Below are 16,387 nucleotides of genomic sequence, written 5' to 3' on the forward strand. Positions count from 1 at the left end.
AGCAGGCTAACGTAATCCCATGGCAGACCGCCCCGTAACGCTGTTCGACGAATTGCTCAGCCTGACGCGCACCATCCGCAGCGCCTTTGAACTGCGCGTGAAGCGGCTGGACCTGACCTATGCCCGCGCCCGGCTGCTGACCACGATCGGCCGCAACCCCGGCGCCAGTCAGGCCGAGCTGGCCGCCGCGCTGGAAATCGAGACGCCGACGCTGAAACGTCTGCTGGACGCGCTGGAGGCGCAGGGGCTGGCGCAACGTCGACTGCTGGAAAGCGATGCGCGCAAACATGCGGTGTTTCTGACCGACACGACGCGGATCGCGCCGCTGTTGCGCTTTCGCGGCGAGGTCGATGCCGCGCTGGTCGAAGGCGTGCCGCCCGAGGATCTGGAAACCACCCGCCGCGTGCTGGCGCGGATGACGGCCAACGCCCAGCGGATCAGCCGGGAATGAGTGGCGCGGCCCTCATGGAGCCGGCGCCCGCCGCAGTTGAGCCCGCCGCAGCCCCGGCGCGGCCGCCGCATGAGCCGATGTCGCTGCCGCGCAGCCTTGCCTATATCGGCGCCTCGCTGCTGATCGGGCTGACGCAGGGCATGGCGCAGGGGTTCGTCAGCACCAATATCCCGCAGATCGCCGGCGATCTTGGCGCGACGGTGACGCAGGCCAGCTGGCTGATGGCGGCCTTCATGGCGCCGCGCGCGGCGATGCCGCTCTTGCTGATCAAGATCCGCGCGCAATACGGGCTGCGCCGCTTTGCCGAGGTGGCGATCCTGATCTATGCCGCCGTGGCGGTGCTGTCCTTTGCCATTCTGGACCTGCGCTCGGCGCTGCTGGTGCAGTTCTGTTCCGGCATGGCCTCGGCGCCGCTGTCCACGCTGGCCTTTCTTTACATGCTCGAACCGCTGCCGCCGGCGTGGAAGATGCGGCTGGGCCTGCCTTTGGTGCTGGCGACCAGCCTTGTCGGGCCGATGCTGGCGCGGGTCGTCTCGCCGGCGCTGATGGGCGATCAGGGCTGGAACGGGCTGCATCTGATGACGCTGGGCATGGCCGGGGTGGCGCTGGGGCTGGTCTATCTGCTGCCGCTGAAATCGCCGCCCCGCGTCAAGGCCATCGCCGTGCTGGATCTGGTCAGCTGGGTGCTGATCGCCGTGGGCTTTGGCGGGCTGACCGTCGCCTTTGTCATGGGCGCGATCTATTGGTGGACCGAGGTGGCATGGCTGGGCTGGATCATGGCGCTGTCGGTGGTCACGCTGACGCTGGCCGTGGTGATCGAGCTGCATCGCAAGGCGCCGCTATTGGATATCCGCTGGCTGGTCAGCCCGGCGATGCTGCATCTGACGATCACGCTGTTGATCTTTCGTCTGGTGCTGTCAGAGCAAAGCTCGGGCGCGCCACGGATGTTTCAGGTGCTGGGCATCATGCAGGGCCAATTGGTCGGGCTGTTTGCGGTGATCTCGGCCGCGACCATGCTGGGCGGGCTGGCGCTGGTGCCGGTGATGAAGCCCGAGCGCGTGCCGCTGTTTCACATGATCGCGCTGCTGCTGATCGCCGCCGGGGCATGGATGGACAGCCATTCCACGATCGACACCATCCCGGCGCAGATGATGGTCAGTCAGGCGATGATCGGCTTTGCCGGGGCGCTGTTCATGGCCCCGGCGATGATGCAGGGCCTGCTGTCGGCGCTGGCGCGCGGGCCGAATTATATCCTCAGCTTCATCGTCATCTTTGTTTCGACGCAAAGCCTTGGCGGCGCCGCGGGGTCGGGCTTGTTCTCGACCTTCATCAACCACCGTCAGGCGCTGCATCTGCAGATCCTGCGCGAGGAATTGTCCGCGACCTCGCCGCAGCTGGGTCAGGCAATCGCGCAGCGCGCGGCGACGCTGGCGGGCCAGATCGGTGATCCGGCGCTGCGCAAGGCGCAGGCGCTGGCCCAGATCGCCACCGATGCCAGCAATCAGGCCTATGTCATGGCCTATAACGACGCCTACCGGCTGACCGGTCTGGTCGCCATCGCCGCGCTTTGTGCCCTGATCCTGCATCTGTGGCGTGACTGGCTGGTCGGCCGTCTGCCTGTCCTGCGCCATCCCTTTTCCAGAAAACTCGACCCCTCCGAGACCCGACCATGAACAAAACCCATATCCTTCCCACCCTGATCGCCGTGCTGGCGGGTCTTTGCGGCCTTATGGTCGTGCTTTACGCTTGGCACCTGCCGCCGTTCCAGTCGGACCAGCCGCAGACCGAAAACGCCTATGTGCGCGGCCGCGTCACCACGCTGTCGCCGCAGCTTTCGGGCTATGTCGCCGAGGTCGGCGTGCAGGACTTCGCCCATGTCACCGCCGGGCAAGAGATCGCGCGGCTGGACGACCGCCAATATCGCCAGAAGCTGGCGCAGGCGCAGGCCACGCTGGAGGCGGCGCGGGCGGCGCTGCAGATCCAGCAGCAAAGCGTGCATTCCGCCGAGGCCGGGCTGATGTCGACACAAGCCGCGCTGCGCGCGACCGAAGCCGCGCGCGATACCGCGAAATCGGCATGGGACCGGGCCAGTGCCCTGCGGTCGCGCGGCGTGACCGCGCAAAGCTCGACCGATGAAAGCCAGCTGGCGCTGCGTCAGGCCGAGGCCGGCGTCACGCAGGCCGAAAGCGCCATCGCCGTCGCCCGCGAAGAGGTGAACGGCGCCCGCGTCGGCCTTGCCGCCAAACAGGCGCAGATCGCCTCGGCCGAGGCGGCGGTCGAACTGGCGCAGATTGATCTGGACAATACCGTGATCCGCGCGCCCTCGGACGGGCGGCTGGGGCAGGTCGGCGTGCATGTCGGGCAATATGTGACGGCGGGCACCGCGCTGGTCAGCCATGTCGCGCCCGAGGTCTGGGTGATCGCGAATTTCAAGGAAACCCAGCTTTATGGCATCCGCATCGGCGACCGCGCCAGTTTCACCGTGGATGCGATGCGCCACAAGGTCTTTACCGGCCGGGTCGAGGCGTTCTCGCCCGCCACCGCCTCGGAATTCAGCCTGCTGTCGGCCGCCAATGCCACCGGCAACTTTACCAAGGTGCCGCAGCGCCTGCCGCTGCGCATCTCGATCGATCCGGGGCAGGAATGGTCGGAATACCTTGAGCCGGGCCTGTCGGTGGTGGTGACGGTCGAGCAGGGCTCGAGCGCGCGGGACGGGCAGGCGGCGGGCACGCGCAAAAGCGCCGATGCCGCGGCGCCGGTGATGGGGCGCGAAGGCTAGGTCCGCGCCGGGCGGGGCGTTCTTGGCGTCTCGCCTTGTGCGGCGCGATGCCTTATAGGACGGCGTCTTTCGGAAGTGAGGATCAGCGGGGACCGCGCGGTGCAGGACAAGGCCAGAACCGAAAACGCCATCAGGCAAAGCGCGACGCTGTCCGTTGCGCCCATGATCGACTGGACGGATCGCAATTGCCGCGGCTTTCACCGGCTGCTGTCGCGCCGCGCGCTGCTTTATACCGAGATGGTGACGGCGCAGGCGGTCATCCATGGCGACCGTGGCCGGCTTCTGGATTTCGACGCGGCCGAGCATCCGCTGGCGCTGCAACTGGGCGGCTCGGAACCCGGGATGCTGGCCGAGGCCACGCGCATCGCCACCGATTGGGGCTATGACGAGATCAACCTGAACGTCGGCTGCCCCAGCGACCGCGTGCAATCGGGCTGTTTCGGCGCCGTGCTGATGACCCGGCCGGAGCTGGTCGCCGATTGCGTCCGCGCGATGATGGCGGTGAGCCCGGTCGAGGTCACGGTGAAATGCCGCATCGGTGTCGATGATCAGGACCCCGAACAGGTGCTGCCGGATTTTCTGACCCGGATGCGTGACGCCGGGGTGCAACGCGTGATCATCCATGCCCGCAAGGCCTGGTTGCAGGGCCTGTCCCCGCGCGAGAACCGCGAGATCCCGCCGCTGGACTATCCGCTGGTGCGGCGCATGAAGGCCGAATTCCCCGATCTGCACCTGTCACTGAATGGCGGCGTCACCTCGGTCGAGGCGGCGCGCGCGCATCTGCAGGTGATGGACGGGGTGATGATCGGGCGTGCCGCCTATCACCAGCCTTGGGACATCCTTGGGCAGGCGGACCTGATCTGGGGCGAGACGCCGCCCTTTGCCGATCCGGCCGAGGTGGCGCAGGCCATGCGGCCCCGGATCGAGGCGCATCTGGCCGATGGTGGCCGGCTGCACCAGATCACCCGCCACATGCTGGGCCTGTTCCATGGCCGGCCCGGTGCACGCGGCTGGCGGCGGGTGCTGTCCGAGGGCGCCTCGCGCGCCGAGACCCCGGCCGAGGCGCTGGCGGTCTATGAGGCGGCGCTGGCCGAGCTGGGCTGAGCCCAGGCCTGCATGGCGCGCGCCAGCGCGGCGCGGCGCCCGGCCTGACGCCCGCTTTCCAGATAATAGCTCAGCAGCAGCTCGCCGATCATGAAGCGCAGGATCGGCCCCTGATCGGCCGAGAGCAGCCCGGACACGCCCGTCAGCGCCAGATAATCGGCGGCGGCGATGCCGTTGATGCGGCGCGGCGCATCGGTGGTGCTGCGGCTTTCGACCCAGACCAACAGCCGGGCCACGTCACGCGCCACCGCGATCGGACCCCAGTCCTGCATGTCGATGGCCGTCATCCGATCGCTTGCGGCGTCATGAAACAGGTTGTCGCCGGTCGGATCGCCATGCATCCGGGCGCGTTCGACCCGCGCCTGACGCAGGTCCGGGGCCTGTTCCTGCATCGCCGAAAGATGCGTGGCGACCAGCCCGGCGTCGAGCCAGTCGCGGGGCGTGGCCTCAAGCCGCTGATGCAGCCCGTCGATCCAGAAGCGGGGGCCAAAGCTGCCCGCCTCGCGGCTGGGGGCGGCCAGCCCGGCCAGCCATTCGCCGGCGCGCGCCAGCAGCGGGGCATGGGCCGGGGCCGTGCGCAGCGCCTCGCCCAGTGTCAGGCCGGGGGCGGGTTCGGTGACCAGCACCCCGGCCCATGCAATCAGCAACAGCGGCTGCACGGCGCCATTGCGGCCCTGACCCAGCGCCGCCCCGGCCTCGCGCAGACGCGCCTCGGCGCCGCGCGCCGCCTGCTGGCGGTCGGGGCCAAGGAAATGCTTGAGATAGGCGGGCTTGCCCTGCAGCCGGATGCGCCAGACCTGCCGCTGCGGCAGATCGCGCAGCAGCGCCACGGCCGATGCGCCGGCAAGTGCGGGCAGGTCGCGCAGGGCAGGGGGCAACTGCATGGCGTTCAGGCGCGCTCGGCGGCCTTGGCTGCATCCCAAAGCGCGTCCATCTCGGCCAGATCGCTGTCCTCGGGGCGGCGGCCCTGTGCGGCCAGTGCCGTTTCGATGCTTTGGAAGCGGCGGGTGAATTTGGCATTGGCCATGCGCAGCGCCTCTTCGGGGTCAATGTCGAGATGGCGGGCCAGATTCGCCATCACAAAGAGCAGGTCGCCGAATTCCTCGGTCAAATGCGCGTGATCGCCGCTGTCGCGGGCCTCGACCAGTTCGCGGCTTTCCTCGGCCAGCTTGGCCAGAACATCCCCGGGGCCGGGCCAGTCGAAGCCGACGCGGGCGGCGCGGGCCTGCAGCTTGACGGCGCGCGTCAGGCCCGGCAGCCCCAGCGCCACGCCGTCGAGCACGCCCTTTTCGGCCTTGGCGGCGCGTTCGCGGGCCTTGATCGCCTCCCAGTCGCGGATCTGCTGTTCGGCGGATTTGTCGCGGGATTCGTCGCCAAAGATATGCGGGTGGCGGTCGATCATCTTGTCCGAGATCTTGCCCACCACATCGGTGAAATCGAACATGCCGGTCTCGGCCGCCATCTGGGCGTGAAAGACCACCTGCAACAGCAGATCGCCCAGTTCGCCCGGCAATTCGTCCCATGCCTCGCGGGCGATGGCATCGGCGACCTCATGCGCCTCTTCGATCGTATAGGGCGCGATCGAGGCGAAATCCTGTTCGATGTCCCAGGGGCAGCCGGACTTGGGATCGCGCAGCGCCGCCATGATGGCCAGAAGCCGGGGGATGCCGGTTTCATCGGCGGATGTCAGGCGGTCGGCCAGGGCGGGATGGATTGCGTCTTGGGTCATGCGCGCCTTGTCGGTTCGGAAGGGTTTGGATGCTTCGTGCTGCCACAGCGGGCGGGCGGAGTCCACGCCGGCGGGATGTGCAGGGGGCTCTGCCCCCGTCCTGCGGACTCCCCCGGGGTATTGGGGAAATGGTGAGGGGGCGGCGTCGGCGCGAAGCCGGTCGCCGCTTTCTTGCCATCCCCCGGACGCGTCTATAGGGTGCGCGCCAATTCCGCCGGGGGATCGCCCGGGCCAACTTTCCGAAAAGGGATCAAACCATGTTCGTGACCCCCGCTTATGCTCAGGCCGCCGGTGCACCTTCTGGCGCCGCCAGCATCGCGCAATTCGCGCCGCTGATCCTGATTTTTGTCATCATGTATTTCCTGATGATCCGCCCGCAGCAAAAGCGGATGAAGGAGCATCGCGCCATGGTCGAGGCGCTGAAGAAGGGCGACGAGGTCGTGACCCAGGGCGGGCTGATCGGCAAGGTGACCGCCGTGCGCGAGGGTGAGGTCGAGGTCGAGATCGCCCCCGGCGTCAAGACCCGCGTCGTGCGTTCGTCGATCACCGGGCTGGTCACCAAGACTGCGCCCGTCGCCGCCAACAGCTGAGGCTTCTGGCCGGACATGCTACAGATCCCGACATGGAAACGCGTGCTGATCCTGGGGCTGATCGCCCTGGGCCTGCTTTATGCAATGCCGAACCTGTTCTACGGCAGGGTCGAACAGCACAATGATGCCATCAAGAACATCGAGCGCAGCGGGGTCGAGGCCCCCGAGGATGTCGCCGCCCGTGCCGGTTGGCCGAACTGGCTGCCCTCGGGGCTGGTGAACCTTGGGCTGGACCTGCGCGGTGGCGCCCACCTGCTGGGCGAAGTGCATGTCGCGGATGTCTACAAGGCGCGGATGGACCAGACCTGGCCCGAGCTGCGCGATGCGCTGGTGGCGCAGCGCGATACGGTGGGCGCCGTCCGCCGCATCGCCACCAATGACAACAGCCAGCTGGTGGTCGAGATCGGCAATGCCGACCAGATCGGCAAGGCAGTCGAGATCGCGCGCAGTCTGGCCACGCCCGTGGCCTCGCTGACCGGGGCCGGCCAGTCCGACATCGCCGTGTCGGGCGCGGGCAACCGCTTGACCGTGCAGCTGTCGGATGCCGAGAAGGCTGCGACCGATGACCGCACCGTGCAGCAATCGCTGGAGATCATCCGCCGCCGTATCGACGAGGTCGGCACGCGCGAGCCGACGATCATGCGCGAGGGCAAGGACCGCATCCTGATCCAGGTGCCCGGTATCGGTTCGGCCGAAGAGCTGAAGCAGCTGATCGGCACCACCGCGAAACTGACCTTCAACCCGGTCGTGGGCCGGGGCACCGATGCCAATGCCCGCGCCGGGCAGGGGCAGATCGTGCTGCCCTCGATGGACGAGACCGGGGTCTATTACACGCTGGAAGAAAACCCGGTCGTCACCGGCGAGGATCTGACCGACGCGCGGCCCTCGTTCGACCAGAACGGCCAGCCGGCGGTCGATTTCCGCTTTGGGCCTTCGGGCGCCAAGCGGTTCGGGGCCTATACCTCGGCCAATCTGGGTCAGCCCTTTGCCATCGTGCTGGACGGGCAGGTGATTTCGGCCCCGGTCATCCGGGCGGCGATCACCACCGGCTCGGGCCAGATCTCGGGGGCGATGAATGTCGAGGAATCGACACGGCTGGCGGTCCTGCTGCGTGCGGGCGCGCTGCCGGCCGAGATGACCTTTCTGGAAGAACGCACCATCGGCCCAGAATTGGGGCAGGATTCGATCGACGCCGGTCGCCTGTCCTCGATCATCGCGACCGTGGCGGTCGTGGCCTATATGATCGCAAGCTATGGCTTCTTTGGTGTGCTCGCCTCGATCGCGGTGGTGCTGAACGTCATCCTGATCCTGGCGGTCATGTCGATGATGGGCGCAACGCTGACGCTGCCCGGCATTGCGGGGATCGTGCTGACCGTGGGCACGGCGGTCGATGCCAACGTCATCATCTATGAGCGCATCCGCGAAGAGCTGCGGCGCGGCAAGCGCGTCGTGCGCGCCATCGACGATGGTTTCAACGAGGCGATGTCGGCGATCATCGACGCCAACGTGACCTCGTTCATCGCGGCCATGGTGATGTTCTTTCTGGGCTCCGGCCCGGTCAAGGGCTTTGCCGTGACGCTGACCATCGGCCTTGTGACCTCGGTCTTTACCGCGATCTACCTGACGCGGCTGATGATCGTGTTCTGGCTGCAAGCGCGCAAGCCCAAGCAACTGATTCTGTAAGGGAGCAGGACCATGGCATTCCGTCTGAAACTCGTTCCCGACGAAACCAACTTCAACTTCTTCCGCTGGCAGTGGCTGACCTTTGGCATCTCGGCGGCGGCGATGGTGGCCTCGGTCGTCATCACGCTGGTGATGGGGCTGAATTTCGGCATTGACTTCAAGGGCGGCACCACGATCCGCACCGAGAGCAGCACCAATTTCGAGGTCGGCGACTATCGGCAGGCCATCGAAAAGCTGAATCTGGGCGATCTGTCGATCACCGAGGTCTTTGACCCCAGCTTCGGCACCGAAAAGCATGTGGCGATGATCCGCATCGGCACCACCGATGCCACCGGCTCGGTGACGCCGGCGCAGCTCAACGAGATCGAGGGCGCGCTGAAGCAGGTCGATCCGCAGGTGCGCTTTGCCGCCGTGGAATCGGTCGGGCCCAAGGTCTCGGGCGAGCTGATCAAGACCGCCTTCTATGCGGTCGGCGCGGCCACCATCGCGATCATGTTCTACATCTGGCTGCGGTTCGAATGGCAATTCGCGCTGGGGGCCGTGGTCTCGATCCTGCATGACGTGCTGCTGACCATCGGCATCTTCTCGCTGTTCCAGCTGAAGTTCGACCTGACCACCATCGCGGCGCTGCTGACCACGCTGGGCTATTCCGTCAACGATACCGTGGTCGTGTTCGACCGGCTGCGCGAGAACCTGATCAAGTTCAAGACCATGCCGCTGATCGACGTGATGAACCTGACCGTCAACGAGACGCTGTCGCGCACGGTGATGACCGCCGTTACCACGGCCCTCGCGCTTGGCGCGATGATGATCTTTGGCGGTGACGTGATCCGCGGTTTCGTCTTTGCGATGCTGTGGGGGGTGTTCGTCGGGGCCTATTCCACCGTCTATGTCGCCAAGAACATCGTGCTGCGGCTGGGCGTCAAACGCGACTGGACCAAGCCGGGCGAGAAGAAGGAAAAGGCTGCGGCGGATGACATCCCCGCCGCCTTCCGGGATGCGCCCTGATGACGACGATGACGCCGACCGAATTTCTGGGCGCGGTGCCGGTGGACGGCTATGGCCCCGGTTTCTTTCGCGTCGGCGGCAAGGTCTATCACGGCGCCGTGATCGTCACCGCCGAGGGCGTCTTGCCTTGGGCTGGGCTTGACGATCACGCGCCCCTGCTGGCCTTGGCAGGCAAGGCGGATGTGCTGTTTCTGGGCATGGGGGCCGAGCCGGCCTTTGCGCCCAAGGCACTGGCCGCTGCGCTGGACGCCGTGGGCGTGATGGTCGAAGCGATGAGTTCGCCTTCGGCGGCGCGCAGCTACAATGTCACCCTGTCCGAGGGCCGGCGCGTCGCCTGCGCGCTGATCGCGCTATGAGCCTGCTGGCAGTCCGTGACCTTGCGGTGGCACGGGGCGGGCTGCGGCTGGTCGAGGCGCTGGATTTCGCGCTGGCGCCGGGGCAGGCGCTGGTGCTGCGCGGGCCGAACGGTCTGGGCAAGACCACGCTGCTGCGCACGCTGGCCGGGTTGCAAAGGCCGGTCGCGGGCGAGGTGATCTGCGATCCCGATACGCTGGCCTATGCCGGCCATGCCGATGGGTTGAAACCGGCGCTGAGCGTGGCCGAGAATCTGGGATTCTGGTCGGCCGTCTTTGGCGGTGCCCCGGTCGGGCCGGCGCTGGCGGCGATGAACCTGACGGAACTGGCGGCGCGGCCGGCGCATATGCTGTCGGCCGGGCAAAAGCGGCGGCTGGGGCTGGCGCGGCTGGCTGTCACTGGGCGCGCCGTCTGGCTGCTGGACGAGCCGACGGTGTCGCTGGATGCGGCCTCGGTCGGGCTGTTTGCCGCCATGCTGCGCGGGCATCTGGGGCAGGGCGGGGCGGCGGTGATCGCGACCCATATCGATTTGGGCCTGCCCGAGGCTCGATTGTTGGATCTGACGCCCTATCGCGCCATGCCGGGCAGGCAGGCGGACCGTCCGGCCGGATTCAACGAGGCATTCGCATGAAGGCGCTTTTGTGGCGCGATCTGCGGCTGGCGGTGCGGGCCGGGGGCGGCTTTGGCCTTGCGCTGGCATTTTTCCTGATCCTGTGCACGCTGGTGCCCTTTGGCGTCGGCCCCGAGGGCGGCACGCTGGCCCGCATCGCGCCGGGCATCCTGTGGGTGGGCGCGTTGCTCTCCTGTCTGTTGTCGCTGGACCGGATCTTTGCGCTGGACCATGAGGACGGCTCGCTGGATCTGCTGGCGACGGCGCCGCTGCCGCTGGAGGGGGTGGTGGCGATCAAGGCGCTGGCGCATTGGCTGGTCACTGGCCTGCCGCTGGTGATCTTTGCGCCGGTGCTGGGGCTGCTTTTGCATCTGCCGGGACCGGCCTATCCATGGCTGGTGCTGTCACTGGCGCTTGGCACGCCGGCGCTGTCGGTGCTGGGCGCGTTCGGGGCGGCGGTGACGGTGGGATTGCGGCGCGGCGGGCTTTTGCTGTCGTTGCTGGTGCTGCCGCTTTACGTGCCGACGCTGATCTTTGGCGCCGAGGCGGTGCGGCGCGGTGCGATTGGCGCCGATCCGGGCACGCCGCTGCTGTTTCTGGCTGCGATCACGCTGGCGGTGCTGGCGCTGATGCCCTTTGCCTCGGCGGCGGCGCTGCGGGTCAATCTGCGGTGACTGCGACATGAGTCCAGTTGAGCGACGCTGACGGCCGGGTTAGGGAGGAACCATGTCGATCTGGGAATATGCCAACCCCGTCAAGTTCATGCGCGCCTCGGGCGCCGTCCTGCCCTGGGTGGCGGGCGGAGCTGTGGTCTGCTGCGTGGCCGGGCTGGCATGGGGCTTTCTGACGCCGCAGGATTACCGGCAGGGCGCGACGGTCAAGATCATCTTCCTGCATGTGCCGGCGGCGCTGATGGCGATCAACGGTTGGCTAATGATGCTGGTGATGTCACTGATCTGGTTGGTGCGCCGCCACCACGTCAGCGCGCTGGCCGCCAAGGCGGCGGCGCCGGTGGGCGCGGTGATGACGCTGATCGCACTGATCACCGGGGCGATCTGGGGCCAGCCGATGTGGGGCACATGGTGGGAATGGGACCCGAGGCTGACCTCGTTCCTGATCCTGTTCCTGTTCTATCTGGGCTATATCGCGCTTTGGGCTGCGGTTGAGGATGCCGACAGCGCCGCCGATCTGACCGGGGTGCTGTGTCTGGTCGGCTCGGTCTTTGCGCTTTTGTCGCGCTATGCGGTGAATTTCTGGAATCAGGGCCTGCATCAGGGCGCCTCGCTGTCGGTGGCGCCGGGCGAGCGGATGTCGGCGGTCTATAAATACCCGCTGTATCTTTCGATGCTGGGGTTCTTTCTGCTGTTTCTGGCGCTGGTGCTGCTGCGAACCCGCACCGAGATCCGCCGCCGCCGTCTGGCTGCCCTGCTGGCCCGGGAAAACCGCGCATGATCGAATTGGGAAAATACGCCGGCACCGTGCTGGGCGCCTATGGCATCAGCCTGCTGCTGCTTTTGGGCATCGTGGGGCAAAGCCTGCGCGCCAATGCCCGTGCGCGGCGCGAACTGGAGGAGCACGAGGGCCGTGGCTAGGATTTCGCCGATGATGCTGGTGCCGGTGGCGGTATTCGCCGGCTTTGCCGCCATGGCCGGTTGGGCGCTGATGCGCACCGACCCCGAGGCGCTGCCCTCGGCCATCGCCGGGCGCGTGGCGCCGCCGGTCGGTGCGCAGACGCTGCCGGACACCGCGCAGCTGACCGACGAGATGCTGCGCCAGCCGGGGGTGAAGCTGGTCAATTTCTGGGCCAGCTGGTGCCCGCCCTGCCGGGCCGAGCATCCGACCCTGACCGAGCTTTCGAAGCAGTTGCCCGTCTATGGCATCGATCTGAAAGATCCCGAGGCCAATGCCAGCGCCTTTCTGGCCGAGCATGGCAATCCGTTCCGCGCCGTGGCCACCGATCCGCGCGGCCGGGTGGCGATCGACTGGGGCGTGACCGCGCCGCCCGAGACCTTTATCGTCGATGGCGAGGGCAAGATCCTGTATCGCCATGCCGGGCCGCTGGTGCGCGAGGATTTCACCAACCGTTTCCTGCCGCAGCTGGAAAAGGCCCGCGCCGCCGAGTGATGGCCACCGTCGCATGGGTATTTGGAAAATGGTGAAGCTGCGGCGGGTGGTCGCGGGCGCGCGGGGGACTTTCCAAGCCGCAACGCCGGGGCTATGACGGCTGGGCTTGCAAGAGGCCCAACATGTCGCAGAACCAACCGACCATCGCCCCGCAACCCGGGATCATGGAAATCGCGCTTTACCAAGGCGGTGCCGCCAAGGTTGCCGGCGTCGAGAATGTGGTGAAACTGTCCTCGAACGAAAACCCTTTCGGACCCTCTGACAAGGCGCGCGAAGCGGTGGTGCGTGCGGCGCATCAGCTGCATCGCTATCCCAATACCGATCATGCCAGCCTGCGCGCCGCCATCGGCGAGGTGCATGGTCTGGATCCCGAGCGGATTGTCTGTGGCGTCGGCTCGGACGAGGTCATCCATTTCCTGTGTCAAGCCTATGCCGGGCCGGGGACCGAGGTGCTGTTCACCGAGCATGGTTTCCTGATGTATCGGGTGTCGGCCCAGGCCGCCGGCGCGACGCCGGTGCAGGTGGCCGAGCATGAGCGTGTGACCGATGTCGATGCGCTGATCGCCGGTGCGACCGAGCGCACGCGGCTGATCTTTGTCGCCAACCCCAACAACCCGACCGGTACCATGATCGGCCTGCCCGAGCTGGAGCGGCTGGCCCGCGCCGTGCCGCAGGCGATTCTGGTCATCGATGCCGCCTATGCCGAATATGTCGGTGGCTATGACGGCGGTGCCGAGCTGGCCACGCGCCTGCCGAACGTTGTGATGACGCGGACTTTTTCCAAGATCTACGGTCTTGGCGGGCTGCGGATCGGCTGGGGCTATGGGTCGCGCGAGATCATCGACGTGCTGAACCGGATCCGGGGGCCTTTCAACCTGTCGAGCGCCGCGCTGGAGGCCGCCGAGGCCGCCGTGCGCGACCGCGAGCATGTCGCGCGCTGTCAGGCCGAGAATGCCCGCATGCGCGTCTGGCTGGCCGAGGCGCTGGCCGAAAAGGGTGTGCCTTCGGATACCTCGACCGCGAATTTCATCCTTGCGCGCTTTGCCGATGTGGCGACGGCGACGGCCTGCGATGAGGCGCTGAAGGCCGAGGGGCTGATCGTGCGTCAGGTCGCAAGCTATGGCCTGCCGCATTGCCTGCGCATCACCGTGGGCGACGAGGCTTCGTGCCGGCGGGTGGCGCATGTCATCGGCCAGTTCATGGCCACGCGCGCCGGGGCCGTGGCATGAGCGTCATCTATGAGCGGGTGGCGCTGATCGGGCTGGGGCTGATTGCCGGCTCGATGGCGCTGGCGATGCGCGAAAAGGGGCTGGCGCGCGAGATCGTCGGCCATGCCCGTTCGGCCGAGACGCGGGCCGTAGCGCTGGAGATCGGGCTGGTCGATGCCGTCCATGAGACGGCTGCCGCCGCGGTCGCGGGCGCGGATCTGGTGGTTCTGGCGGTGCCGGTGGGCGCGATGGCGGCGGTTGCGGCCGAGATTGCCCCGCATCTGAAGCCGGGCGCCACAGTCACCGATGTCGGTTCGGTCAAGGAGGCGGTGGTGCAGGCGGTGGCGCCGCATCTGCCGGAGAATGTGCATTTCATCCCCGGCCATCCGCTGGCCGGGACCGAACATTCAGGCCCGCGTTCGGGCTTTCCCAGCCTGTTTCGCAACCGTTGGTGGCTGTTTACGCCGGCGGGTGATGTCGATGAAGCGGCGATCGCGCGGCTGGAAAGGCTGGTGCAGGCCTTTGGTGCCAAGACCGAGCGCATGGAGGCCGCGCATCACGATCTGGTGCTGGCCGTCACCAGCCATACGCCGCATCTGATCGCCTATACGATGGTCGGCGTGGCCGATCACCTCAAGCGCGTGACGGAAAGCGAAGTGGTGGAATATTCCGCCGCCGGCTTTCGGGATTTTACCCGCATCGCCGCCTCGGACCCGACGATGTGGCGCGACGTGTTCCTGCAGAACAAGGATGCGGTGCTGGATATCCTTGGCCGCTTCACCGAAGAGCTGTTCGTGCTGCAGCGCGCGATCCGCATGGGCGACGGCCAGCATCTGTTCGACTATTTCACCCGCACCCGGGCGATCCGGCGCGGCATCATCGAGGCCGGGCAGGATACGTCGGCGCCCGATTTCGGCCGGGCGCCGGCACCGCGCGACTAAGGGGCGGCGCCCGGGCGGCTAGGGCTGTGCGCCGGCAATCGGCGCCGGAAACGCCGGGGCCGGGCCCAGCGGGATCGGGCCAAAGCTCATGCGGCCATCGGCAAACAGGATCGGCAGCCGCAATTGCCCGGCGGTCGGGGCCGGCCAGTTGATCGAGCGCGGCTTGGCCGGGTCATCGCCATCGGCTTCGCCAGGCATCGGCATGGCCGACAGGCTGCGCAGCATGGTCCCGGCCAGCTTGACCGCCGAGCCCGGCAACATGCCGGCCCCCGCCGCCGCATCCAGCACCGGCCCGGCATCGGCGGTATAGATCGCCAGCGCGCCCTCGGCCCGGCCTTGGGCATCGGGGCGCAACATGCCGACGACGCGCGCGGTCAGCGGCCCGAATTGCAGCTCGGCCCCGTCGATGCGCAGGCCGCTGGGCCGCAGATGACCCCCGGCCAGCACCATCGGCGTGGGCGCCGCGTCCAGCCACAGCCGCCCCTGACCGATCAGCGCCAGCGTGCCCGAGACGTTCAGCGCCTCGGCGGCGCCGGCAAGTTCGGGCAGCGCCTGCGGTGACAGGCCCTGCAGCGACAGGTTGATGTCATAGGCCGAGACGCTGGCCGGCGGCGCGTCATGGCCCAGCGGCGCAAGCTGGGCGTTCAGCACCAGCTTTTCGGCCAGCGGCGTGCCGTCCAGTGTCATCGGCCCGCTCGATACGCCCAGCCGCCCCGGCACCAGCCCCGACAAGGGCAGCAGCCGCAGGCTGGCGCGCGGATCGCTGAGCCCCAGATCCTGCGGGCCGGCGCCCAGATCGACCTTGGCACTGGCGGGCAGGTCCAGCCGCAGCACCGTGGGCGACAGCGGCTTGACGGACAGATCGGCCTCGGCCAGATGCAGCTGCCCCGCCGTTCCGGTCAGCCCGGCCCCGGTCAGATGCACGCCGATGCGGCTAGGGTCGCGCAGCGGGGTGATGCTGGTCGCACTGAAGCCCAGCCCGGCCTGCGACAGCCGCGCAAGTTCACGGGCGGCCAGCGTTTCGCCCCCCAGCCAGACACCGGCAAGAATCGCGGCAAGAATCAGCAGCGGCAGCAGGATCACGGTAAAAAGGCGCATGGGGACTCCGTCTACAGGGCCGGCTTGGATTGCCCGCCATCCTGTCCTAAGTCTGGGCGCAGGAAAAGGCCGGGCGGCCGGGGTGGTAAGCATGGATGGACATTGGGTCTTTGCCTATGGGTCGCTGATGTGGGATCCCGGCTTTGCGCCGGCCGAGGTGACGCTGGCCAGCGTGCAGGGCTATGTGCGGCGCTTTTGTCTGAAATCCGTGGTCTATCGCGGCACGGTCGAGGCGCCGGGGCTGGTGCTGGGGCTGGATGCCGAAGCGGCGGGCGCCTGCCGCGGGCTGGCCCTGCGCGTGGCCGAGGCCGAATGGCCGCAGGTGCTGGCGGATCTGCGTGCGCGCGAACTGACCACCTATGCCTATGCCGAGCGGGTGCTGCCGCTGCTTCTGGACGACGGCCGCCGTGTCGAGGCCGTGGCCTATGTGATCGACCGCGCGCATGAGCAATATGTCGGCGGTCTGGATCTTGAGGCGCAGGCCCGGATCATCGCCCGATCCTCGGGCGGGCGGGGGCCGAATGCGGATTACCTGTTCAATACCGCGCGGCATCTGACCGAAATGGGCGTCGAGGATGGCGATATCGCGGCGCTGGTCGGGCTGGTGCAGGGGCTGAACGCGGCGGGGCGCGAGCTCTAAGCCATTCGCGGCAAATGCCCGCGATTGGCTTGCATCAGGCGAGGCGGCCTCTACACTCGCGCCAAATC

Annotated in this window: 19 protein-coding genes; 16 read left to right on the forward strand and 3 right to left on the reverse strand. The window is 67.6% G+C overall.

Annotated elements, in window-relative coordinates; genetic code table 11:
* Nucleotides 1–19 precede the first annotated feature (19 nt).
* From GL279_RS14055 to dusA, 4 genes are all read left to right on the forward strand, one after another.
* A complete protein-coding gene (locus GL279_RS14055) occupies nt 20–451 on the forward strand; it encodes a MarR family winged helix-turn-helix transcriptional regulator (protein WP_155065275.1) in 432 nt (143 codons plus the stop codon).
* On the forward strand, nt 448–2,124 hold the full coding sequence (locus GL279_RS14060) for an MFS transporter (RefSeq protein ID WP_246175323.1): 1,677 nt from the start codon (nt 448–450) through the stop codon (nt 2,122–2,124). Before GL279_RS14055 ends, GL279_RS14060 begins: the two co-directional genes overlap by 4 nt.
* On the forward strand, nt 2,121–3,230 hold the full coding sequence (locus tag GL279_RS14065; RefSeq protein WP_155065276.1) for an HlyD family secretion protein: 1,110 nt from the start codon (nt 2,121–2,123) through the stop codon (nt 3,228–3,230). Before GL279_RS14060 ends, GL279_RS14065 begins: the two co-directional genes overlap by 4 nt.
* A 162-nt stretch (nt 3,231–3,392) precedes the next feature.
* Nucleotides 3,393–4,334: a tRNA dihydrouridine(20/20a) synthase DusA gene (gene dusA / locus GL279_RS14070; protein WP_155065311.1), complete on the forward strand. Its 942-nt coding sequence runs from the start codon at nt 3,393–3,395 to the stop codon at nt 4,332–4,334.
* On the opposite strand, the gene GL279_RS14075 is transcribed toward dusA, so the two are convergent.
* Complete coding sequence (locus tag GL279_RS14075; protein WP_155065277.1) at nt 4,304–5,218, reverse strand: phosphotransferase; 915 nt, start codon at nt 5,216–5,218, stop codon at nt 4,304–4,306. The two genes, dusA and GL279_RS14075, sit on opposite strands and share 31 nt — an antisense overlap.
* Nucleotides 5,219–5,223: 5 nt before the next feature.
* Entirely contained in the window at nt 5,224–6,063 is an 840-nt protein-coding gene (mazG, locus tag GL279_RS14080) for a nucleoside triphosphate pyrophosphohydrolase (RefSeq protein WP_155065278.1), read from the reverse strand.
* A gap of 257 nt (nt 6,064–6,320) precedes the next feature.
* Between mazG and yajC the strand changes: the two genes are divergently transcribed.
* The 11 genes from yajC (at nt 6,321) to GL279_RS14135 (ending at nt 14,581) form a co-directional block, all read left to right on the forward strand.
* On the forward strand, nt 6,321–6,653 hold the full coding sequence (yajC, locus tag GL279_RS14085) for a preprotein translocase subunit YajC (protein WP_155065279.1): 333 nt from the start codon (nt 6,321–6,323) through the stop codon (nt 6,651–6,653).
* A 15-nt stretch (nt 6,654–6,668) separates the two neighbouring features.
* A complete protein-coding gene (secD, locus tag GL279_RS14090) occupies nt 6,669–8,336 on the forward strand; it encodes a protein translocase subunit SecD (protein ID WP_155065280.1) in 1,668 nt (555 codons plus the stop codon).
* 12 nt (nt 8,337–8,348) lie between these two features.
* Nucleotides 8,349–9,344, forward strand: a complete 996-nt coding sequence (gene secF, locus GL279_RS14095; protein ID WP_155065281.1) for a protein translocase subunit SecF — start codon at nt 8,349–8,351, stop codon at nt 9,342–9,344.
* Nucleotides 9,344–9,700 (forward strand): Mth938-like domain-containing protein, encoded by a 357-nt coding sequence (locus tag GL279_RS14100; RefSeq protein WP_155065282.1) that lies wholly within the window; start codon nt 9,344–9,346, stop codon nt 9,698–9,700. The genes secF and GL279_RS14100 overlap by 1 nt, the downstream gene beginning before the upstream one ends.
* Nucleotides 9,697–10,329, forward strand: a complete 633-nt coding sequence (gene ccmA / locus GL279_RS14105; RefSeq protein ID WP_155065283.1) for a heme ABC exporter ATP-binding protein CcmA — start codon at nt 9,697–9,699, stop codon at nt 10,327–10,329. Before GL279_RS14100 ends, ccmA begins: the two co-directional genes overlap by 4 nt.
* Complete coding sequence (ccmB, locus tag GL279_RS14110; protein ID WP_155065284.1) at nt 10,326–10,982, forward strand: heme exporter protein CcmB; 657 nt, start codon at nt 10,326–10,328, stop codon at nt 10,980–10,982. The genes ccmA and ccmB overlap by 4 nt, the downstream gene beginning before the upstream one ends.
* Nucleotides 10,983–11,034: 52 nt before the next feature.
* Complete coding sequence (ccmC, locus tag GL279_RS14115; RefSeq protein ID WP_155065285.1) at nt 11,035–11,760, forward strand: heme ABC transporter permease CcmC; 726 nt, start codon at nt 11,035–11,037, stop codon at nt 11,758–11,760.
* The gene (gene ccmD / locus GL279_RS14120; protein ID WP_155065286.1) at nt 11,757–11,900 is read left to right on the forward strand and encodes a heme exporter protein CcmD; all 144 of its coding nucleotides are present in this window, start codon (nt 11,757–11,759) and stop codon (nt 11,898–11,900) included. Before ccmC ends, ccmD begins: the two co-directional genes overlap by 4 nt.
* 13 nt (nt 11,901–11,913) lie before the next feature.
* Nucleotides 11,914–12,432, forward strand: a complete 519-nt coding sequence (locus GL279_RS14125; RefSeq protein ID WP_155065312.1) for a DsbE family thiol:disulfide interchange protein — start codon at nt 11,914–11,916, stop codon at nt 12,430–12,432.
* A gap of 122 nt (nt 12,433–12,554) precedes the next feature.
* Nucleotides 12,555–13,661: a histidinol-phosphate transaminase gene (hisC, locus tag GL279_RS14130; RefSeq protein WP_155065287.1), complete on the forward strand. Its 1,107-nt coding sequence runs from the start codon at nt 12,555–12,557 to the stop codon at nt 13,659–13,661.
* Nucleotides 13,658–14,581, forward strand: a complete 924-nt coding sequence (locus GL279_RS14135) for a prephenate/arogenate dehydrogenase family protein (RefSeq protein ID WP_155065288.1) — start codon at nt 13,658–13,660, stop codon at nt 14,579–14,581. Before hisC ends, GL279_RS14135 begins: the two co-directional genes overlap by 4 nt.
* Nucleotides 14,582–14,599: 18 nt before the next feature.
* On the opposite strand, the gene GL279_RS14140 is transcribed toward GL279_RS14135, so the two are convergent.
* On the reverse strand, nt 14,600–15,679 hold the full coding sequence (locus tag GL279_RS14140) for a DUF2125 domain-containing protein (protein WP_170293985.1): 1,080 nt from the start codon (nt 15,677–15,679) through the stop codon (nt 14,600–14,602).
* A 91-nt stretch (nt 15,680–15,770) separates the two neighbouring features.
* Between GL279_RS14140 and GL279_RS14145 the strand changes: the two genes are divergently transcribed.
* Entirely contained in the window at nt 15,771–16,319 is a 549-nt protein-coding gene (locus GL279_RS14145; RefSeq protein WP_155065290.1) for a gamma-glutamylcyclotransferase, read from the forward strand.
* The last annotated feature ends 68 nt before the right edge of the window (nt 16,320–16,387 follow it).

The organism is Paracoccus limosus, from assembly GCF_009711185.1.
GTDB lineage: Bacteria > Pseudomonadota > Alphaproteobacteria > Rhodobacterales > Rhodobacteraceae > Paracoccus > Paracoccus limosus.